General features: G+C 60.7%; 17 protein-coding genes, 1 tRNA gene and 2 rRNA genes (1 of these 20 running past the window's edge). 11 read left to right on the forward strand and 9 right to left on the reverse strand.

Going from position 1 to position 21,674, the window contains the following annotated elements; translation table 11 throughout:
* Positions 1-31: 31 nt before the first annotated feature.
* On the reverse strand, positions 32-1,675 hold the full coding sequence (locus ASD50_RS00600; protein WP_056234272.1) for a GMC family oxidoreductase: 1,644 nt from the start codon (positions 1,673-1,675) through the stop codon (positions 32-34).
* 587 nt (positions 1,676-2,262) lie between these two features.
* Here ASD50_RS00600 and ASD50_RS00605 point away from each other — a divergent pair.
* Genes ASD50_RS00605 through ASD50_RS00625 form a run of 5 tightly spaced genes read left to right on the forward strand, consistent with a single transcriptional unit; the run spans position 2,263 to position 6,839 of the window.
* On the forward strand, positions 2,263-3,468 hold the full coding sequence (locus tag ASD50_RS00605) for an ABC transporter substrate-binding protein (protein ID WP_056234275.1): 1,206 nt from the start codon (positions 2,263-2,265) through the stop codon (positions 3,466-3,468).
* Positions 3,469-3,488: 20 nt separating this feature from the next.
* Positions 3,489-4,265, forward strand: a complete 777-nt coding sequence (locus ASD50_RS00610; protein WP_056234732.1) for an ABC transporter ATP-binding protein — start codon at positions 3,489-3,491, stop codon at positions 4,263-4,265.
* Entirely contained in the window at positions 4,258-4,965 is a 708-nt protein-coding gene (locus ASD50_RS00615) for an ABC transporter ATP-binding protein (RefSeq protein ID WP_056234278.1), read from the forward strand. The genes ASD50_RS00610 and ASD50_RS00615 overlap by 8 nt, the downstream gene beginning before the upstream one ends.
* Before the next feature lie 7 nt (positions 4,966-4,972).
* The gene (locus ASD50_RS00620) at positions 4,973-5,860 is read left to right on the forward strand and encodes a branched-chain amino acid ABC transporter permease (RefSeq protein WP_056234282.1); all 888 of its coding nucleotides are present in this window, start codon (positions 4,973-4,975) and stop codon (positions 5,858-5,860) included.
* A 1-nt stretch (position 5,861) separates the two neighbouring features.
* Positions 5,862-6,839, forward strand: a complete 978-nt coding sequence (locus ASD50_RS00625) for a branched-chain amino acid ABC transporter permease (protein ID WP_056234286.1) — start codon at positions 5,862-5,864, stop codon at positions 6,837-6,839.
* A 17-nt stretch (positions 6,840-6,856) separates the two neighbouring features.
* Here the strand turns inward: ASD50_RS00625 and ASD50_RS00630 are convergent, their stop codons facing one another.
* From ASD50_RS00630 to ASD50_RS00650, 5 genes are all read right to left on the reverse strand, one after another.
* Complete coding sequence (locus ASD50_RS00630; protein ID WP_056234289.1) at positions 6,857-7,786, reverse strand: PfkB family carbohydrate kinase; 930 nt, start codon at positions 7,784-7,786, stop codon at positions 6,857-6,859.
* A complete protein-coding gene (locus tag ASD50_RS00635; RefSeq protein ID WP_413813857.1) occupies positions 7,787-8,800 on the reverse strand; it encodes an SIS domain-containing protein in 1,014 nt (337 codons plus the stop codon).
* A 5-nt stretch (positions 8,801-8,805) separates the two neighbouring features.
* A complete protein-coding gene (locus ASD50_RS00640) occupies positions 8,806-9,651 on the reverse strand; it encodes a carbohydrate ABC transporter permease (protein ID WP_056234295.1) in 846 nt (281 codons plus the stop codon).
* Complete coding sequence (locus ASD50_RS00645) at positions 9,651-10,535, reverse strand: carbohydrate ABC transporter permease (protein WP_056234298.1); 885 nt, start codon at positions 10,533-10,535, stop codon at positions 9,651-9,653. The genes ASD50_RS00640 and ASD50_RS00645 overlap by 1 nt, the downstream gene beginning before the upstream one ends.
* 125 nt (positions 10,536-10,660) lie before the next feature.
* On the reverse strand, positions 10,661-11,896 hold the full coding sequence (locus ASD50_RS00650; protein WP_056234302.1) for an extracellular solute-binding protein: 1,236 nt from the start codon (positions 11,894-11,896) through the stop codon (positions 10,661-10,663).
* Between the two features lie 178 nt (positions 11,897-12,074).
* Here ASD50_RS00650 and ASD50_RS00655 point away from each other — a divergent pair, with 178 nt between their 5' ends.
* The 6 genes from ASD50_RS00655 to ASD50_RS00680 all read left to right on the forward strand — a co-directional run bounded on the left by ASD50_RS00655 (position 12,075) and on the right by ASD50_RS00680 (position 19,492).
* Entirely contained in the window at positions 12,075-13,286 is a 1,212-nt protein-coding gene (locus ASD50_RS00655; protein ID WP_056234305.1) for an ROK family transcriptional regulator, read from the forward strand.
* A 222-nt stretch (positions 13,287-13,508) separates the two neighbouring features.
* Positions 13,509-14,543, forward strand: coding sequence for a BMP family protein (locus ASD50_RS00660; protein ID WP_056234309.1), 1,035 nt, complete (start codon positions 13,509-13,511; stop codon positions 14,541-14,543).
* Between the two features lie 121 nt (positions 14,544-14,664).
* Positions 14,665-16,182, forward strand: coding sequence for an ABC transporter ATP-binding protein (locus ASD50_RS00665; RefSeq protein ID WP_056234311.1), 1,518 nt, complete (start codon positions 14,665-14,667; stop codon positions 16,180-16,182).
* A 45-nt stretch (positions 16,183-16,227) separates the two neighbouring features.
* Positions 16,228-17,277 carry an ABC transporter permease gene (locus ASD50_RS00670; RefSeq protein WP_056234315.1) on the forward strand — a complete coding sequence of 350 codons (1,050 nt, stop codon included), beginning with the start codon at positions 16,228-16,230 and terminating at the stop codon, positions 17,275-17,277.
* Positions 17,277-18,218: an ABC transporter permease gene (locus tag ASD50_RS00675; RefSeq protein ID WP_056234320.1), complete on the forward strand. Its 942-nt coding sequence runs from the start codon at positions 17,277-17,279 to the stop codon at positions 18,216-18,218. The genes ASD50_RS00670 and ASD50_RS00675 overlap by 1 nt, the downstream gene beginning before the upstream one ends.
* Entirely contained in the window at positions 18,215-19,492 is a 1,278-nt protein-coding gene (locus ASD50_RS00680) for an amidohydrolase family protein (protein WP_056234323.1), read from the forward strand. The genes ASD50_RS00675 and ASD50_RS00680 overlap by 4 nt, the downstream gene beginning before the upstream one ends.
* 251 nt (positions 19,493-19,743) lie before the next feature.
* Here the strand turns inward: ASD50_RS00680 and ASD50_RS00685 are convergent.
* From ASD50_RS00685 to ASD50_RS00695, 3 genes are all read right to left on the reverse strand, one after another.
* Positions 19,744-19,820, reverse strand: a tRNA-Met gene (locus ASD50_RS00685).
* 130 nt (positions 19,821-19,950) lie between these two features.
* Positions 19,951-20,065 (reverse strand): 5S ribosomal RNA (gene rrf, locus ASD50_RS00690).
* 73 nt (positions 20,066-20,138) lie between these two features.
* Positions 20,139-21,674: ribosomal RNA gene (locus ASD50_RS00695) — 23S ribosomal RNA — on the reverse strand (it continues 1,262 nt past the right edge of the window).

Consider the following 21,674-nt stretch of genomic DNA (forward strand, 5'->3'; position numbering starts at 1 on the left):
CCATATCATGACAAATGAAAGACCGGCACGCTCACGCAGCGCTCAGGATCATATCGGACGCTTTTTCCGCGATCATGACTGTCGGAGCATGCGTATTGCCGGACACGATGGTGGGCATGATGGAGGCATCGACAACGCGCAGCCGCTCGATCCCGTAGACCCTCAACTGCGGATCGACCACCGATTGCGCATCGGTGCCCATCTTGGCCGTACCCACCGGATGGAAGATGGTGGTGGCTATGTCTCCGGCGGCGCGGGCGAGTTCTTCCGTGGTACTGAGATGCGTACCCGGCTTGAATTCCTCCGGCCTGAATTCGCTCATGCGCTTCGTGGCCATAAGCCGCCTTGCATGCATCACCGATTGCGCCGCGATCTCGCGGTCGGCGTCCGTGGAAAGATAATTCGGTGCAATCGACGGCGCAGCACCAGCCTCGGCAGAGCGGATGCGCACGTGGCCGCGCGATTGAGGCCGCAGATTGCAGACCGAAACGGTAATGGCAGGGAAAGTGTGCAGCGGATCGCCGAATTTTTCCAGCGACAGGGGCTGCACGTGGAACTCGATATTGGGCGTGTCGAAGCGCTCGTCGGAACGCATGAAGATGCCGTACTGGCTTGGCGCCATCGACATCGGCCCGGAGCGCTTCAGCGCGTATTCAAGCGCAATGCCCGCTTTGCCCCACAAGCTCGCCTGGCGCTCGTTGAGCGTGCGCGCGCCCTGGATACGGAAGGCCGTACGGATCTGCAGATGGTCTTGCAGGTTCTCGCCGACACCTGAAAGTTCATGCACCACATCGATGCTGTTCCCTTTCAGCAAGGCAGCAGGACCAACGCCGGAAAGCTGCAGGAGTTGGGGCGAGTTGATCGCGCCGGCAGACAAAAGCAGCTCGCGGCCGACCCGCGCCCTGGCGAGACGGCCATCGGCAGCGCGATAGAGGATCGCGCTGGCGCGGCGGCCATCGAAGACGATGCGTTCGGCTGCCGCATGCGTGGCAATGCGCAGGTTCGGGCGGTTGCGCACGGGCTTGATGAAGGCACGCGCCGCGCTGAAGCGCACGCCGTTCTTCTGGTTCACCTCGAAATAGCCGGCGCCTTCGTTGTTCCCGGTGTTGAAGTCGTCGGTCGAGGGAATGCCGAGTTCGGCGGCGGCTTCAGTCACGGCATCCAGGATCGGCCAGCTCAGCCGCTGCCGCTCGACCCTGAGCGGCCCGCCCTGCCCGTGGCTGGCATCGTTGCGGCTAAAATGATCTTCGGAACGGCGAAACAACGGCAGCACGTCGTCCCAGCCCCAGCCGGGGTTCCCCATCTGGCGCCACTGGTCGTAGTCGCGCGCCTGGCCGCGCATGTAGATCATGCCGTTGATGGAGGAACAGCCGCCGAGAACCTTGCCGCGCGGATAGAGCAGCGAGCGGCCGTTGAGTCCCTTTTCCTTGTCGGTATTGTAGCACCAGTCGGTGCGCGGATTGCCGATGCAGAAAAGATAGCCGACGGGAATGTGCACCCAATGGTAGTTGTCGCTGCCGCCGGCTTCCAGCAAAAGCACGCGGTTGCGTGGATCGGCGCTCAAGCGGTTGGCAAGCACGCAGCCGGCCGACCCAGCACCCACGATGATGTAGTCCCACTCGCCTTGGTCCACGGCATCGATGCCGCCATGGCCGCTGTTCTTGTCACTGCGCATGAGGAACTCATGGTCGAGAATAGCGTTGCCCGCAATCAGACTTAGGTCGTGAACTCATAAATCTGGTCGAAATGGTGTGAGGCCATCTGTTCGGATACGCGGAGAAAGAGCGCAGGAAATGTCATTCATTTTCAAGCTCTTTCGACAAAGTAGCCGGACAGATGGACCACATCCCCATCACACCCATTTGGGGACGCCGGAACGGCTGCAAGCTGCTACGTCGAACCGCTCGGCCGATGGTCCACATCGCCCTTCGCGCTTCTCCTTGCATTTTTTTGCCGTTCCAGGCGCAATTTCGATCACATTCATGAGTCCACGACCTGGGTCGTGGACTCATGAATCGCGCGACCAGTGTGGTCGAGGTAACGCACGGTCTTAGACAAAAGTCACCGTTCTCAGACGCCCGATGCGAATGCTAGCATCGGCCTGCACGCATATCGACACGGTCGCCACAACGCGGGTTCCGCCAACGGAATACCTATAACAACCAGGGTTCTTCCGTGACGACGCCACGACTGGACGGCCATTTTTGACATATCGGCAAGCGTCGGCACTCGCCCGCGGTTTGCCCACAGGGAGGTAGTTAAGTGAAAATTTTGTCTCTGGTATCGGCAGCACTGCTGGCTGCCACGGTGATCCCGGCCTCGGCTGCCGAGATTTCCGACGGCAAGGTCAAGATCGGCATTCTAAATGACCAGTCCGGCGTTTATGCCGACTTCGGCGGCAAATGGTCGTTCGAAGCTGCGAAGATGGCGGTCGAGGACTTCGGCGGCACGGTGCAGGGCGCGCCGATCGAGGTGATCACCGCCGATCACCAGAACAAGGCCGACATCGCCTCCAACATCGCACGCCAGTGGTACGACACCGAGCAGGTCGATTCGATCATGGAACTGACGACCTCGTCGGTCGCGCTCGCGGTCCAGGGCATCTCCGCCGAAAAGAAGAAGATCGACATCATCACCGGTGCTGCAAGCAGCGACCTGACCGGCAAGGCCTGCTCGCCCTACGGTTTCCACTGGGCTTATGACACCCACGCACTTGCCGTGGGCACCGGCGGCGCACTGGTCAAGCAGGGCGGCGACACCTGGTTCTTCCTGACTGCCGACTACGCCTTCGGCTATTCGCTCGAGGAACAGACATCCAACTTCGTCAAGTCGCAGGGCGGCAAGGTGCTAGGCGCGGTTCGCCATCCTCTGGCAACCACCGATTACTCGTCCTTCCTGCTGCAGGCACAGTCGTCGGGCGCCAAGGTCGTCGGCCTTGCCAATGCAGGCCTCGACACCGCCAACGCCATCAAGCAGGCAGCCGAGTTCGGCATCGTGGCCGGTGGCCAGCGCCTTGCGGCCCTGTTGTTCACCCTGTCCGAAGTGCATGGCCTCGGCCTCGAGGCGGCTCAGGGCCTGACCCTGACCGAAGGCTTCTACTGGGATCGCGACGATGAATCGCGCAAGTTCAGCCAGCGCTTCTTCGACAAGACCGGCCGCATGCCCAACATGATCCAGGCCGGCACTTACTCGGCCGTCCTCCAGTACCTGAAGGCGATCGACAAGGCAGGCACCGACGAGACGGAAGCCGTGGCCAAGGAACTGCACTCCATGCCTGTCGATGACGTGTTTGCGCGCGGCGGCAAGGTCGGCGCCAACGGCCGCATGATCTATGACATGTACCTGATGGAAGTGAAGAAGCCTTCCGAGAGCACCAAGCCTTGGGACTACTACAAGGTTCTGGCGACCGTTCCGGGCGACGAAGCCTACATCAAGCCGGCCGAGAGCGGCTGCCCGCTGGTCAAGTGATCGCAAGGGCCGGCACGACAGTGGCGTCAGTTGCCAACCATGAACAGCCGCGGGTGGTGCTTTCCGCCCGCGGCCTGCGCCGTGACTTTGCCGGCTTCATTGCCGTCAACAACGTCGACCTCGACATCCATCACGGCAAGATCCACGCCTTGATCGGCCCCAATGGGGCCGGCAAGACCACCGTATTCAACCTCTTGACCAAGTTCCTCCAGCCTAGCGCCGGAAGGATCGAGCTTCTGGGGACCGACATCACCAACACCTCGCCCGCCAAGGTGGCGCGGATGGGGCTAGTGCGCTCGTTCCAGATCTCGGCGATCTTTCCCTTTCTCAGCGTCCTCGACAATGTCCGCGTCGCCTTGCAGCGCCCGAACGGCCTTGGCGTCCAGTTCTGGCGCTCGCTGTCGGCGCTCGACCGTTTGACGCCGCGCGCGGAAGAACTGCTCCGCTCGGTCGGACTGGACGATGCCAAGCACAAGCTGGCTGGCGATCTTTCCTACGGCCGCAAGCGCGTGCTTGAAATCGCCACAACGCTCGCCCTCGAGCCGAAGGTGCTTTTGCTTGACGAACCGATGGCCGGCATGGGCCATGAGGACGTCGGCATGGTGTCCAACATCATCCGCTCCGTGGCCGGCGACCGCGCCGTTCTCATGGTCGAACACAACCTGACCGTGGTCGCCGATTTGTGCGACTGGATAACGGTGCTGCAACGCGGCGAAATCCTTGCAGCCGGCGACTATGCGGCTGTCAGCCAGGACGAGCGCGTGAAGGTTGCCTATATGGGGACGGAACATGACTGACGCCCCCCTGCTTTCCGTGCGCGGCCTCAACGCCTGGTACGGCGAAAGCCATGCCCTGCACGGCGTCGACCTTGAAGTCTTCCAGGGCGAAACGGTGACATTGCTTGGCCGCAACGGCGTCGGCAAGACCACGACGCTGCGCTCCATCATGGGCCTTATCCGCAAGCGGACCGGAGAAATCTCCTTCGACGGCAAGGACCTGATGCGCATGCCGCTGCATCATACCGCCCGTGCCGGTTTGGGTTACGTGCCCGAGGAACGCGGCATCTTCGCCACGCTGACGGTGGACGAGAACCTCATCCTGCCGCCCGTCGTCGCCAAGGGCGGCATGAGCGTCGAAGAAATCTTCGACCTGTTTCCGAACCTGAAGGAGCGCCGCAACAGCCAGGGCACCAAGCTTTCCGGCGGCGAGCAGCAGATGCTGGCGATCGCGCGCATGCTGCGTACCGGGGTCAAGATGCTATTGCTCGACGAACCGACCGAAGGCCTTGCCCCGGTCATCGTGCAGCGCATCGGCGAACTGCTTGCAACCTTGAAGCAGCGCGGCATGACGATCCTTCTGGTCGAGCAGAATTTCCGCTTCGCCAGCCGTATCGCCGACCGCTTCTACCTGATGGAGCATGGCAAGGTCATGGCCGGCTTCCCGGTCGGCGAGTTGCCCGACCGGATGGGGCAACTTCACGAAGTGCTGGGCGTGTGAGGCCGATATGACAATGATCTTTGGCATCCCACTGCAAGCGTTTCTGGGCCAATTGCTGGTCGGCCTCATCAACGGCTCATTTTATGCGATGCTGAGCCTTGGGCTCGCCATCATTTTCGGCCTGTTGCGCGTCATCAACTTCGCCCATGGCGCCCAATACATGCTGGGCGCGTTCGTCGGCTATCTCCTGCTCGTGCATTTCGGCGTCGGCTACTGGCCGGCACTGCTCATCGTGCCAATCGTGGTCGGCATCACCGGCATCATCATCGAGCGGCTGGCGCTTTCGAAGCTCTACGACATCGACCCGCTCTACGGCCTGTTGTTCACCTTCGGCCTCGCCTTGGTGATCGAAGGCATTTTCCGCTACTATTTCGGCGTATCGGGCAATCCGTATTCGGTGCCGGAACTGCTTGCCGGGGGAACGAACCTTGGCTTCATGTTCCTGCCCAACTATCGCGGCTGGGTCGTGGTGGCATCGCTCGCCGTGTGCCTCGGCACCTGGTTCGCCATCGAAAAGACCAAGCTCGGCGCCTACCTGCGCGCCGCGACCGAAAATCCGCGTCTCGTGCAGGCCTTCGGCGTCAATGTGCCTTTGCTGTTGACCCTCACCTATGGTCTCGGTTCCGCGCTGGCAGGCCTCGCCGGCATATTGGCGGCGCCTGTCTACCAGGTCAGCCCGCTGATGGGATCGAACCTCATCATCGTGGTGTTTGCAGTTGTCGTCGTGGGCGGCATGGGCTCGATCATGGGAGCCATCGTCACCGGCTATATGCTTGGCCTTGCCGAAGGCTTGACCAAGGTCTTCTACCCGGAAGCCTCCAACATCGTGATTTTCGTCATCATGGCTATCGTGCTTCTGGTGCGCCCCGCCGGCTTGTTTGGAAAGGACGCCTGACATGGCCGAAATGACGCTCAGCGACGCCCGCGTAAAGGCATCGGCACGGCTGGAATGGGTGCTGATTGCCATCGGCATCGTGGCGCTGCTCGCCGCGCCCTTCTTCATATATCCGATCTTCATGATGAAGATGCTGTGCTTCGCGTTGTTTGCCTGCGCCTTCAACCTTCTGCTCGGCTACACCGGGCTGCTGTCGTTCGGCCACGCTGCCTTCTTCGGCGGTGCCGCCTACTTCACCGCACATGCGGTCAAGGTCTGGGGCCTGCCTCCGGAAATCGGCATACTGATAGGCGTCATCGGCGCAGCCATCCTCGGTCTCATCATGGGTTTCTTCGCCATCCGGCGCCAGGGCATCTACTTCGCCATGATCACGCTGGCGCTGGCGCAGATGTTCTTCTTCTTCTGCGTGCAGGCAGCCTTCACCGGCGGCGAGGACGGCATACAGGGCGTGCCGCGCGGCATGTTGTTCGGGCTTGTCGACCTGCACAAGGAATTCAACATCTATTACTTCGTACTGGTGGTTTTCCTGCTTGGCGTGTTCGCCATCTGGCGCATCGTCAACTCGCCCTTCGGCATGATCCTGCGCTCCATTCGCGAGAACGAGAACCGCGCCATCTCGCTTGGTTACTCGGTCGCGAACTACAAGCTCGCCGCCTTCGTCATGTCGGCGGCGCTGTCGGGACTTGCCGGCTCGCTCAAGGCCATCATCTTCCAGTTCGCCACGCTGACCGACGTCGCATGGCAGATGTCGGGCGAGGTCATCTTGATGACGCTCCTGGGTGGCATCGGCACCATGGTAGGACCGATCATCGGGGCCGGATTGGTCGTTGGCTTGCAGAACTCGCTTGCCACATCCGATTTCCCGGTAACGATCGCAACCGGCCTGATCTTCATGGTCTGCGTGTTGATCTTCCGGCGGGGCATTGTCGGCGAGCTCTATGCCCGCGTGCTCAACCCATCCGGATCAGACAAGGGGTGAGCGCAAGCCACGCCTGATCAGGCACTGCGAGCGCTGGCAGCCGGCATTTCGCCATAGGAGCGAGGCGACGTGGAAATCGCCTGAGAGGCGACCCGGGTCCCGTCCGAGAGGCTGGCGGCAAGCGACTTGCCACGGGCAAGCGCTGCGAGGAACGCAGCGTTGAAAACATCGCCTGCGCCGATGGTATCGACGACCTCGACCTTCGGAGCCGCTGCGGAAATCAGCTTGCCATCGGGACCCATCGCCTGTGCACCCTCGGGGCCACGCTTGACCACGACAGTTGCGCCCTCCGCCATTACGGCACGGATCGCGCGCGCCGCCTCGGCGGCATCCCCAACGCCTGCAAGGGTCGTCGTCTCGATCTCGTTGAACAAGGCGATGCGCGAACGCGACAGCCAATGACGGGCAAGCTTTTTGTTTGCATCCGTCCAGCCGTCGGTCGGCCAACCGGTATCGAGAGCCACCGAAATATCGTGGCGGTCGGCCCAGTCGAACAGAGCGTCGTAGTCCTGGGCGATGAGCGGGGTGAGGAACGAGCCGCACAGCAGAAGGAAACCTCCAGCGAGCCGCTTGCCGTCAAGCACCGAGAAGGCATCGGCAAGGCTGAAGCGCGGCAGGTGGCCGAGCGTGGTGAAAAAGGTCCGCTCGCCATCTGGGTGCGTGATGCCGACTGAAACCGTAGTGCTTTCCCGGCAGACCGGCCATTTGTCGGCATAGCGCCCAAAAGCTCCCCGCAGCCACATGCCGAATTGATCCGAGCCGATGTTTGAGGCGATGTCGAAATCGACGCCGAGCGCCTGCCAGGCAAGCGCGGCATTGCCCGCAGCGCCCCCGACACGCAACTCGTCGTGCTCGACGATGAACTCGGTTCCCGACTGCGGCCAAGGTGAAACCGGCCCCATGATGAGGTCGACATTGACATTGCCGATCACTGCCAAAGGCCGCATCTACTCGCTCCGTGTAATCTTGGTCGAACGCACGGGCGTACCGGCGTTCTCGACGCGCTCATCGGCGAACGCGATCATCAACCGCTGCGCAACCGGCAACATGGCGAAGATCGCGGCCATTCCCGATGCAGGTGAAAAGCGCAAGGTAACGGCACCTTCGACCGGTGCCGCCGATGAACAATCGAACATGACGACCGGCGCGCCGGCCTCAAGCACCGACGAAGCCATCGCGGTCACCAGACCGGCGGTGGCGTCGTCGCCGCGAAACAGGATAACGCCGATCTCGGGCCCGAGCATTTCCATCGGCCCGTGGCGCAACTGGCCGCCTTCGAGTGAAAAGCAGGGACGGCGCGACAGTTCGACCAGCCCGAGCGACAGCGCCTCGGCCACGCCTTGCAGGCGTCGGCCCGACGTGACGACGGTGGCAACCTTGCGAAGAGCGGCAAGCGCCGGTTCGACGTCGATCTCGGATGGCGCTTCCAAAGCCGCAAACGCCGCGGCCGGGTCCTGGCCAAGTGCCGCCAGAATGGCGAGGTGCAAGGCAAAGGTTACGGTCAGGCTGCGCGTCGCCGCAAAGGCAAGTTCGGTTCCACCCGCGCCAACAAGACAGGTGGCCGTACGGGCTAGGAATGAGCCACCTTCCAAAGTCAGCCCGAACGTGTCCGCGGTTCCGCCGGTTTCGGAAAACCACCTGACGACCTCGGCGCTTTCACCCGACTGGGAACTGATCAGCACCGTCTTGCCGGTAAGAGGCAAGGGCTGACCGAGTTGCTCCGACAATGGCAGGGCGACGGCATCGATGCCGAGGTCACGGTAGAGCGGCTCGACAGCCCGGTTGACCGCATGCGAGCCGCCCATGCCGAGCAGCAATGCGCGTCCCGTCTTCTTCAACGACGCGGCAACCTTCGCGGCGGATTCAAATGCCTGCCGATAGGATGCAAGCGCATCGCTGCGCTGCCGCGCCATCTCCCGGTCGATGGCGACGAGCCCTGCCGGCCGCGCTTTTCGTGTCATTGCGGTCATCCTTTGACGCCTCCGCTGGTCAGGCCGGAAATAAGGGCGCGTTGCATGACGAGCCCGATAAAGACCGGCGGAAGCGCAGCCAGAACGCCGGCAGTGGCAATCAGGCCGTAATCGGCAATGCGGCCGCCGGCGAGATCGGCGATGGTGACCGTCAAGGTCTTGGCGCGCTGGTCGGACGTGAAAAGCAGGGCATAGAAGAACTCATCCCAGGCAAGCAGAAAGGCAAACAGGGCCGAGGTCGCAACGACCGGCATGGCGAGCGGCAGAGTGATGCGGCGCAATGTCTGGAACAGGTTGGCGCCGTCCATCATCGCCGCCGCCTCGATCTCGCGTGGAATGGTGTCGAAGCCGGACTTCATCAGCCATGTCGTGAACGGAGCCAGGATGGTGAGATAGACGAGCGCCAGCCCGAACACGTTGTTGAGCATGCCAAGACGGGCAAGCCCCATATAGAGCGGAACCGCCAGCGCCACCGGCGGCAGCATGTAGGTGGCGATGACCATGGAAAGCGACCAGCCGACCGATGGCGTGCGCGACACCGCCCAGCCTGCCGGAATGGCGACGGCGAGTGCTGCAAGCGTCGCCATGCCGGCAACCTCGATGCTGTTGCGCAGAGCTGCTGTGAACGCAGCGCCGGCGCTGTTCTCGACTGTCGACAGCAAAAGCTTGTAGCGCGAGAAGTCTGCCTCTTGCGGCCACCAGTGCAACGGCTTGGCCGAAAGATCGGCCGCCGGAGAAATACTCATGACGAACAGCCAGGCAACGGGAGCAAGAATCACGACTGCCAGCAGCAGGGCACAGGCGTGGACGAAGATGGTGAAGGCAAGGCTCCTCGGTCCCATCAGCGTGCACTCCCGGCAGTCTTGCGCACAAGAACGGCATAGCTGGCGGCCAGAACGGTGACGAGCAGCGTCACGATAAGGGCAAGCGAAGCGCCCGAGCCGGCGCGCTGGAAGGAAAAGGCTTCCTGATAGACGAGGATCGACAAGGTGCGCGTGCTGTTGGCCGGGCCGCCGCGCGTCATCACCCAGATGATGTCGAACACCTTGAAGGCTTCGATGGTGCGCAAAACCAACGCTACCATCAGCGGCCCGACGATGAAGGGCAGCGTGACGTAGCGAAAGCGCGCGAGCGGTCCCGCGCCATCGACCAGCGCGGCGGCCCGAATGTCGCGCGGCACCGCCTGAAGTGCTGCGAGCGCAATCAGCGTGACCAGCGGAAAATTCTTCCACGTGTCGGCGATGATGAGAGCGGTCATCGCAGTCCCCGGTTCACCGAGCCAAGAGCGGTAGCTGTCGATGATGCCGATCTGCGTCAGCGCGGCGTTGAGCGCACCGTATTCCGGATTGTAAATCAGGCGCCACAGCGTGGCGTTGACTACGGTAGGCAAGGCCCAGGGCAGGATCATCAATGCGCGCAGCACGAAACGGCCGTGGAATTCCTGGTTGAGCAACAAGGCGGTCAACACGCCGATGACCATTTCGACCGCGACCGAAACGATGGCAAACCATGCCGTTGTATAAAGCGTACGCTGGAAATTCGTGCTCGACAGCATCTTCGCGTAGTTGTCGAAACCAACGAACGTACCGCTCGTCCCGACCAGCTTGGCGTTGGTGAACGAAAGGCCGATCGTGTCGACAAGCGGCCAGCCGATGACTGCGATCATGACGCCCAGCAGCGGCAACATCAGCAACCACGCACGTGTTGTCATGAAGGGGCCGGACATGAATGCTTGGTTCCTGGAAGAAAAAATCCACTCCAAACCGCGCTGTCGTGCGCGGCCCGAATTGAATGCCCGTTGTGTGAAGGTTCCGCGACGGCATAAGCCGCCACGGAATCTAGAATACGATGCTAGAGGCCGCTGTTTTCCGCAGCGGTCTTCAAGGCATCTTCAGGAGAAGCCTGGCCAAGCAAAGCTTCCTGGATGGCCTGCTGCAACGCCGTCGACAACTCCTGATATTTCGGCGTGGTCGGGCGCGGATACATGGCAGCCAGTCCGATCTTGGCAGCAGCGATCAGCTCTTCCTGCCCCTTGATCACGGCCGGATCGTCGTAGGACGAAGCCCAGATCGGCAGGCTGAGCTTGGCATACTCGTTCTGCGTCGCCTGGGAGGTCATGTAGGCCACGTACTTCCACGCCTCGTCGGGATGCTTGCTGGTGCTGGTTATGCCAAGCCCCATCGAGCCGTTCATGGCCGATATGTCACTCTTTCCGGCGACGCCCGGCGCCGGCACGATGCCGACCTTGCCCGCCACCTTGCTTTCCTTCGGATCATTGGCGAGGTTGTACATGTAGGTCCAGTTGAGCGCGAAAGCGGCTTCGCCGTTCTGGAAAACCTTGCGCACGTCCTCTTCGAGGAATTCCTTGGAGTTGGGATTGGTGAGACCCGATTTGTAGCTCTCCACCATGTAGTTCAGCGCATCGAGGCCGCCGCCGGTCTGGAAGTCCGGCTTGCCGTCCTTGAGGAATTCGCCGCGATAGGCGCTGACCAGCGTGGTGTAGTCGCAGATGGCGGCTTCCGCCTGTGCCCAGCTCCAGGCGATCGGCGTTTCGAGCAGGCCCTTGTCCTTGATGGTCTTGGCCTGTTCAGACAATTCGTCCCACGTCTTAGGCGGCGCGGTGATGCCCGCCTTTTCGAGGATTTCCTTGTTGTAGAACAGGTACTTGGTATCGAGGATCCACGGAATGCCATACGACTTGCCGTCATACTGGACCGTGGTCCACGCGCCCGGCAGCACGCCCTTCTTCATCTCGTCGGTAATGCGCGAGGAAACATCGACCAGCACGTTGTTGGTGGCATATTCGGCAGGCCAGATAACGTCGAACAAAACGACGTCGTAGCCGCCGGAACCCTGCGCAAGAACGGTCTTGTCATGCAGGCCCTCATAGGGAACGAATTCGAGATTGACCTTGATGTCCGGGTTGGCCTTGGTGAAGGCCTCCGTCATGGCGCGAACATCTGCCTCGCTGTACGCGGCCTGCGCCATGAACAGCGCATTGAGCGAGGTTTCCGCGAAAGCGTGCGGCATCATCAGGCCGCCAGCAAAGGCAACACCCAGCAGCATCTTGCTTGTTGTTTTCAGCATTCCTGTTCCTCCCAGATTAGTAAGTGCAACTGCCGGATTGACCGACCCGTCGGCCCCGGCGATACGACTGCGGTATTCCACCCTCCCCGGTGGCGGCGTTATCTCTTCCGCTATTAAGTCAAACCACTTGACTTAATTTGTTCTGCAATCCTTTACTGGTGTCAAGGGAAATTCAGAGGTGGCTGAAATTCGCGAAATCAAGGCGAAAGGCGGCAGCAACCAGGAAGGCACGAGCGCGCACAACCGCCGGGTCATGATCGAGGCTTTGCGGCTGAATGGAGCGCTTTCGCGTGCCGACCTGGCGCGCGCAACGGGGCTTACCAAGCAGGCTGTTTCAAACATCATCGAGGAGCTTGAGGCGGATGGCTTTGTCGCCGCGCAGCAAGCGGTGCGCAAAGGCCGGGGCCAGCCTTCGACGCCTTATACGCTGGTTCCCGAGCGCGCCCTTGCCATCGGATTGCAGATCGACCGCTATCTCACCCGCGCGCTTGTCGTCGATCTCGTCGGAAATGTCCTTGTCCGAAAACAGGCCCCGTTACCGCCTAATCCGGCTGAGGGCGTTCCCGTCATTCTCGACCTGGTCGCCTCGGTTCGTCGTCAGTTGGCTAAAGTCTCCGACCAATCGGAGCAGCGGCTTGTCGGCCTCGGCGTCGCCATGCCTGGTCCGTTCGGACTGGACACCAGCGGGGACGATGCATGGTCGATGGATGCCTGGCAGGCCTTTCCCCTGCTGGAAACACTCGCCAGCGGAACCGGCCTTGATGTCGGGTTGCAAAACGATGCCGCGGCATGCGCGACGGCAGAGCGGCTGGTTGGCGCTGCCAACGGCGTCGATCACGCCGTTTGCATCTATGTCGGTTACGGCATCGGTGCCGGGCTGATCCTCAACGGGGAGCTCTACCGAGGCGCCAATGGCAATGCCGGCGAAATCGGCATGGCTTTGCTTTCGCCGCGAGGCGCCGACCGGATGCCGTTTGAACACCAGGCCTCTCTGGCTCCGCTTTACAAGCAGGTCAATCTCGATCCCGCCGACCCCGAGCTTCACAGCAAGATACTGGCAATGTCCGCCGCGCGCGACGCCCGGCTCGAAGCCTGGCTCGATGCAGCCGCGGCCGATCTTCGCTGGAGCATCCATCTCTTCGAAACCATTTTCGACCCCGACACAGTGATTATCAGCAGTTCCGCCCCTGAAGCGCTGACCAACCGCCTGTTCGAGGCGATGCAGCCTTTGATCCCATCGATTTCCGACCGGCCGAACCGGACGCAGCCCCGGCTGAAACTGGGCATCATTGACCCTTGGTCAATCGCCCTTGGCGCGGCGGCCGAGCCGATCAGCGGCGAATTCGATCCACGCTTCTCGACAATGCTGAAGCCGCGATCCGACATCTGAGTATTCGGTTGGCCGGTTGAGGTCCCAGCTGAAGCATCATGTCGAAAGCGACCTCATTGCCACTCTGGCAGCGAGGCGCGAAGTCTTTTGATGACTTCCTTTTGAACACCCAGGAATATTGCCGGACGAGAATTGCGCAGACCCGGAAATCTGGATAGCTTTGACCAAAAGATAAAAAATCCAAGCCGAACCATAAATTGGATCCAGCCAGGGGAAATATCCATGACGCGTACAATCCTTTCTCAATTTTCGCCGTCCCGCCGCACGGTGCTCAAGGGCATGGGTGCAGGCGCTACGCTTGCCGTGACCGGCGGATTGGCCACCCGCGCATTTGCAGCCGACCCGATCAAGGTTGCCGCCGTTTATACGGTGCCCGTCGAACAGCAATGGGTCAGTCGCATCCACAAGGCCGCAAACGCTGCCAAGGAACGCGGCGACATCGAATATGTCTTTACCGAAAACACCGCCAACACAGACTATGAGCGCGTGATGCGCGAATATTGCGAGGCAGGCCACAAGTTGATCCTCGGCGAAGTGTTCGGCGTGGAAGACGCCGCCCGCGCCGTGGCCAAGGACTATCCCGACGTTGCGTTCCTGATGGGTTCGAGCTTCAAGCCGGATGCGGCGGCTGCGCCCAACTTCTCCACGTTCGATAATTTCATCCAGGACGCGTCCTATCTTTCCGGATTGATTGCCGGCGCAATGACCAAGTCGAAGAATATCGGCATGGTCGGTGGCTATCCGATCCCGGAAGTGAACCGGCTGATGAACGCGTTCATGGCTGGCGTGAAAGAGGTGGCGCCGGATACCAAGTTCCAGGTCGCCTTTATCGGTTCATGGTTCGATCCGCCAAAGGCGAAGGAAACCGCTTTTGCGCAAATCGATGCCGGCGCGGACCTGCTCTATGCGGAACGCTTTGGCGTTTCGGATGCCGCCAAGGAGCGCAAGGTTCTGGCTGTAGGCAACGTCATCGACACCCAGGGCGACTATCCTGAAACCGTGGTTGCCTCGGCACTTTGGCACTTCGAGCCGACGCTCGACCACGCCATCGAGCAGGTCAAGGCCGGCACGTTCAAGGCTGAAGACTACGGCGTCTATTCCTTCATGAAGAGCGGCGGCTGTTCGCTCGCGCCGCTGGGTGCCTTTGAAGGCAAGGTTCCGGCCGATGTGGTGAGCAAGGTCGCCGAGAAGGAAAAGGCGATCAAGGACGGCAGCTTCACCGTCGAGATCAACGACGCCGAGCCAAAATCGAGTTGATTGGGCTTGAAGGGCGTCTTCCAAAGGCGCCCTTCCCTTCCTCGCCAAAGCGCAGTGGGCAAAATCGACGCGTTCGAGCGTTCCAGACGCTTGGGTCGCGACGCCAGGGACATAGCACCTCATGAGCACGAACATTCCGGCGCTTCGTCTCACATCAATCACCAAGCGTTTTGGCCCGTTGACGGCAAACGACACCATTTCGTTCGACGTCAACCAAGGTGAGGTGATTGCGCTTTTGGGTGAGAACGGCGCCGGCAAGACGACGCTGATGAACATTCTGTTTGGCCACTATGTCGCCGACGAAGGCAGCGTCGAGGTGTTTGGCCAAACACTGCCGCCCGGCGACCCGAAAGCCGCATTGGCGGCCGGTGTCGGCATGGTTCACCAGCATTTCACCCTGGCCGACAACATGACCGTGCTGGACAACATTGCCCTCGGCACCCAGTCGCTGTTTCGGCCCCGGTTGGACCGCACGGCAGCGAAGACGAAGATTGCCAGGTTGGCGCAGGATTTCGGCCTCTCGGTGAAACCGGATGCACTCGTTGCAGACTTGTCTGTCGGCGAGCGGCAGCGCGTGGAAATCCTCAAGGCGCTCTATCGTGATGCACGCGTCCTGATACTCGACGAACCCACGGCCGTGCTGACGCCTACGGAAACGGACGCCCTGTTCAAGACGCTGAAGCTTCTGGTGGCAAAGGGGCTGTCGATCATCTTCATTTCGCACAAGCTGCACGAGGTCATGGCAGCAAGTGATCGCGTGCTGGTGCTTCGCGCTGGAAAGCTTTCCGGTGAAAGGCAGACCGCAGCCACAAACAGGCGCGAACTTGCCGAACTGATGGTCGGGCGCGAAATCACGCCGCCTGCCGTGCCCACGGTTCCGCTCGGACCGGTGCTGTTTGAACTCTCAAGCGTATCGACCGCACGACAGGCACATGGAACGCCTTTGAAACACGCTGACCTGATTTTGCACGGTGGGGAAATTACCGGCATCGCAGGCGTTTCCGGCAACGGGCAAGCCGCACTCGCCGGATTGATCGCCGGAACGGAGACCCCTTCGGCTGGAACAGTCACGGTGAACGGCAACACCATCTCCGGCTGGTCACCCCGCGCAGCGCTTGCCGTCGGTATTGCACGCGTGCCGGAAGACCGGCATTCGCAAGGGGCCGTCGCGGATATGAGCGTGATGGAAAATGTCATCGCGGAGCGCTATCGCGATTCGAGATTCAGCCGCTCCGGCCTGCTGGATTGGGCAGCGGCGCGCAAGTTCACCCAATCCATTATCGAAGACTACAACGTGAAGTGCCCTTCGCCCGACGCACGCATAAGGTTGCTGTCCGGCGGCAACATGCAGAAGCTGATCCTCGGACGCGCGCTCGATCCCGATCCATCCGTGATCCTTGCCAACCAGCCGTCACGCGGACTTGACGTGGGCGCTGTTGCCTATGTCCACCAAAAGCTTCTGGAAGCGCGCTCGCGCGGCGCGGCCATCCTGCTGATATCGGAAGATCTTGAGGAACTGCTGGCGCTTTCCGACAGGATCGTAGTGATCTCGGAAGGGCATCTGTCGCGCCCATCGGCGCGCGGCGAACTGACCGTCCGCCAGATCGGCGAAATGATGGCCGGACACGAGGCGGCATGATGAATTTGACCCGACGCCGGCGCTTTTCCGGTACAGGAAATCCGAATGCGGCTTGAACCCAAACCGGCACCTTCGTTGGCCGCATCGATCCTCTATCCGGTCGGCGCCATTTTCGGCACCTTCATCATAGCTGGCCTTCTGGTCATGGCCGCCGGCGCAAACCCGATTTCGGTGTTCGGGCTTGTCCTCAAGGGCGCGGCCGGATCGCAATTCGCCATCCTCGAGACCCTGACGCGAGCGACGCCCTTGATCTTCACGGGACTGGCGGTCGCCGTCGCTTTCCGCGCCAAGCTGTGGAACATCGGAGCCGAGGCCCAGTTTTACATCGGCGCGACCGTCACCGTGATTCTCGGCACCGGCGCATTGCCCTTACCCGCATTCATTCTCGTGCCGCTGCTGATGATCGCAGCGCTGTTGTGCGGAGCACTTCTGCTGGCCGGACCGGCCTGGCTGAAAATCCGGTTTGGCGTCGACGAGGTGGTGACCACCTTGTTGCTGAACTTCATCGTTCTTTTGTTTGTATCGATGCTGCTGGAAGGCGTGTTGAAAGACCCGATGAGCCTTGGTTGGCCGCAATCGGCCAAGGTGATGACCGAAGCGCAATTGCCGCGCATCATCACCGGCAAGCGCCTGCACTACGGGTTCGTCATCGCCGTCGCCCTGGCGATCGCACTGTGGTTCGTGATGAAGAAGACGGTGCTTGGCTATGAGATGCGTGCGGTCGGTCACAATGCGGGAGCTGCCCGCTTCCTCGGCATGCCGGTAAACGGCATCGTGATGAAGACCGCGCTTCTTTCCGGCGGCATCGCAGCGCTTGGCGGCTTCTCCGAAGTTGCCGGCCTGAAAGGCAACCTGACGCTCGATCTGTCGCCGGGATTTGGCTACACCGGCATCGTCGTCGCCATGCTTGCCATGCTCAATCCGATCGGCGTCGTTTTCTCCGCGATCTTCGTCGCCGGCATATTCGTTGGCGCTGCCGCCATGAGCCGCGCGGCGGGTGTGCCGAGCTACATTGCCGACGTCATCGTCGCGACCTCGCTGCTGACGATGGTGACCGCGATCATGCTGTCCCGCTACAGGGTAAGGTGGCGCTGATGGAAGCTCTGGAAATCCTGTTTACCGCTTCGTTCTGGGTCGCAGCCATACGCATCGCCTCGCCGCTGATCTTCGCCACCATGGGCGAACTGATCTGCGAACGCGCCGGCGTGCTCAATCTCGGCATAGAAGGCATCATGACCGCCGGAGCCTTTGCCGGCTGGTTCACAGTCTATCTGGGCGGCGATCTGTGGACAGGCGTGCTGGTTGCAGCATTGGTCGGCATGACGCTTGGCCTTCTCCATTCCGTCTTGACTGTGCCACTCGGGTTATCGCAACACGTTGTCGGCATCGGCATTACGATGCTGGCCACCAGCCTGACCTACTATTTTTACCGGCTGGCCCTGCCAGAAGTGACGTCGCCGCCGAAAATCGTGCCGTTCGAGCCTTGGGCCGTGCCCGGCCTTTCCAAGCTGCCAATTGTTGGCGAAGCCCTGTTTAACCAGACGCCGTTGACATACATGGCTTTTGCCACGGTCATCGTCGTTGCATGGGCGCTCTACCGCACGCCGTTGGGGCTGGCGGTGCGCGCGGTTGGCGAGAATCCGTCCGCCGTCGAAGCTCAGGGAATTTCGGTGACGATAATCCGCACCGGCGCAGTGATGGCGGGCAGCGCATTGATGGCGATAGGCGGCGCATTCCTGACCATGTCCGCCTTCAACTCGTTTTTCTTCAACATGATCAATGGCCGCGGCTGGGTCTGTATCGCACTCGTGGTGTTCGGTTCATGGCGACCCGGCAAGGCGTTGATCGGCGCGATCCTGTTTGCAGCTTTCGACGCCTACCAGATCCGCCTGCAACAGCTTTCGGGCGGCATAGTTCCCTACCAGATCTTCCTGATGCTGCCTTATGCGCTGTCCATCCTGGCGCTGATTGTCGTTGCACGCCGGGCAACCTATCCAAAGGCGCTGATGGTTCCCTACCAGAAGGGTGAGAGATGAGCTTCGACCTGATCGTCAAATCCGCGACGCTTGCCGATGGGCGCATTGTCGACATCGGTGTGAACGGCGACAAGATCGCGGCAATCGACCAGCACCTCGACGCGGAAGCAGCGAAGACGATCGACGCAACGGGCAATCTGGTTTCCTCACCCTTTGTCGATCCGCATTTCCACATGGACGCGACGTTGTCCTACGGCATACCGCGCATCAATGCGTCCGGCACGCTTCTGGAAGGCATTGCGCTGTGGGGCGAACTGAAGCCGCTGCTTACCCACGAGGCGGTCAAGCAGCGCGCGCTTTCCTACTGCGATTGGGCCGTATCGATGGGCCTGCTTGCCATCCGCACCCATGTCGATGTCTGCGATGACCGCCTGCTTGCAGTTGAAGCGCTGCTCGAGGTGAAGAAGGAAGTCGCGCCCTATATCGACCTGCAACTGGTCGCCTTCCCGCAGGATGGGCTTTATCGTTCGCCGACGGCGCGGCAGAACACACTGCGGGCGCTCGACCTCGGGGTCGACATCGTCGGCGGCATCCCGCATTTCGAGCGCACCATGGAAGATGGGCGCCGGTCCGTAACCGACCTTTGCCAGATCGCGGCAGAGCGCGGCTTGATGGTCGACATGCACTGCGACGAAACCGACGATCCGCAATCTCGACATATCGAGCAACTGGCCTATGAAACCCAGCGGCTGGGCCTTCATGGCCGTGCTGCCGGCTCGCACCTGACGTCGATGCATTCGATGGACAACTACTACGTTTCCAAGCTGCTGCCGTTGATCGCCGAAGCCGATCTTTCGGTGATTCCCAACCCGCTCATCAACATCATGCTGCAAGGCCGCCACGACACCTATCCAAAGCGCCGTGGCATGACGCGTGTTCCGGAAATGCTGCGCTACGGCATACGCGTCGGCTGGGGCCAGGATTGCGTGCTCGATCCCTGGTATTCGCTGGGCACCGCCGACATGCTCGACGTCGCCTTCATGGGGCTGCATGTGGCGCAGATGTCGTCGCCGGCAGACATGCGTCATTGCTTTGACATGGTGACCCGGGTCAACGCCGAGATTATGGGTCTGGACCACCTGGGAATTGCCGTCGGCAAGACGGCCTCTCTTGTGATTCTCGACGCTGGCGACCCCATTGAGGCTTTGCGCCTGCGCGCCGAAAGGATGTGCGTCATCGCCAGGGGCAAGGTTGTGGCCGAGCGGCCGCGGCGGGACACGACGCTGTCCATCCATGGCCGCCCGGCAAGCATCAACCGCAGGCACAAGATCTGACCGTTCGTGTCCTTCGCGCGGGGGCTGGCTGGCATCCGCGGCTAAAAAAGCCACGCGGGATCAAACGGTTAGATTATGTAAGCAAATACTGACAATCTGCGGCCAACGCAGGTTGGAAGGCAACGGGCGCATCTTCCGGTGCTCGCTCCGATCGTTGGAGGGCGCGATGTTCGAAACGTGCGTCACAGTGGCGACAAACGCAAAACGCCCCAGCGGGTTACCGTCTGGGGCGTTTTGATGTTCGAGAATATTGGTTGCGGGGGTTGGATTTGAACCAACGACCTTCAGGTTATGAGCCTGACGAGCTACCGGGCTGCTCCACCCCGCGCCAACATTAATGTAAGCATCTGCCTACACAATTCAAAGTCTCGCCAAATGAAAAGGCCGCTTGCGCGGCCCAAAGTCCCGTTTGGCGGGCCTCATCGTAAGGAGAAGATTTCAAAACGTGCGTTTGGCAGACCTGGCAGCGACTTACTCTCCCGCGTCTTGAGACGAAGTACCATCAGCGCTGGAGCGTTTCACGGCCGAGTTCGGAATGGGATCGGGTGCAGCCGCTCCGCCATAACCACCAGGTCGGCAAAACGCACGTTTTCGAGAAGCTGTTCTGTGCCATCCACGCCTTTGGCGATGGACATTAGGAATGAGAACGATCAAGCCGATCGAACTATTAGTACCGGTAAGCTTCAAGCGTTGCCGCTCTTCCACACCCGGCCTATCAACGTGGTAGTCTTCCACGGTTCTCAGGGAATACTCGTTTTAAGGTGGGTTTCCCGCTTAGATGCCTTCAGCGGTTATCCCGTCCGGATATAGCTACCCTGCAATGCGGCTGGCGCCACAACAGGTCCACCAGAGATCCGTCCATCCCGGTCCTCTCGTACTAGGGACAGATCCTTTCAATATTCCTACACCCACGGCAGATAGGGACCGAACTGTCTCACGACGTTCTGAACCCAACTCACGTACCGCTTTAAATGGCGAACAGCCATACCCTTGGGACCTGCTCCAGCCCCAGGATGCGATGAGTCGACATCGAGGTGCCAAACAACCCCGTCGATATGGACTCTTGGGGGTCATCAGCCTGTTATCCCCGGCGTACCTTTTATCCGTTGAGCGATGGCCCTTCCACACGGGACCACCGGATCACTATGACCGACTTTCGTCTCTGCTCGACTTGTCAGTCTCGCAGTCAGGCAGGCTTATGCCATTGCACTCAGCGAACGATTTCCGACCGTTCTGAGCCCACCATCGCGCGCCTCCGTTACTCTTTAGGAGGCGACCGCCCCAGTCAAACTACCCACCATACATTGTCCCGGACCCGGATAACGGGCCGCGGTTAGACATCCATAGTAATAAGGGTGGTATTTCAAGGGTGGCTCCACCAAGGCTGGCGCCCTGGCTTCAAAGCCTACCACCTATCCTACACATGCCACTACGAATGCCAATGTAAAGCTATAGTAAAGGTGCACGGGGTCTTTCCGTCTAACCGCAGGAACCCCGCATCTTCACGGGGAATTCAATTTCACTGAGTCTATGCTGGAGACAGCGGGGAAGTCGTTACGCCATTCGTGCAGGTCGGAACTTACCCGACAAGGAATTTCGCTACCTTAGGACCGTTATAGTTACGGCCGCCGTTTACTGGGGCTTCGATTCAAAGCTTGCACCTCTCCTCTTAACCTTCCAGCACCGGGCAGGCGTCAGACCCTATACGTCGCCTTGCGGCTTCGCAGAGCCCTGTGTTTTTGATAAACAGTCGCTACCCCCTGGTCTGTGCCACCCTCATCTACTTGCGTAAACAAGGGTCACGCTTCTTCCGAAGTTACGCGTGCAATTTGCCGAGTTCCTTCAGCATAGTTCTCTCAAGCGCCTTGGTATACTCTACCAGACCACCAGTGTCGGTTTCGGGTACGGTCTATAAGGAGGAGCTATTTCCTGGAACCACGCAGCAGCCTGACCAATCCGATAAGGTCAAACTACATTGATGATCCGTCACTACCTCCAGGCCCACGAATATTAACGTGGTTCCCATCGACTACGCGTTTCCGCCTCGTCTTAGGGGCCGGCTAACCCTGCTCAGATTAACTTTAAGCAGGAACCCTTGGTCTTTCGGCGGGGGAGTCTCTCACTCCCCTTACGTTACTCATGTCAGCATTCGCACTTCTGATACCTCCACCGCCCCTCACGG

Source organism: Mesorhizobium sp. Root552 (genome assembly GCF_001427285.1).
Taxonomy (GTDB): domain Bacteria; phylum Pseudomonadota; class Alphaproteobacteria; order Rhizobiales; family Rhizobiaceae; genus Mesorhizobium.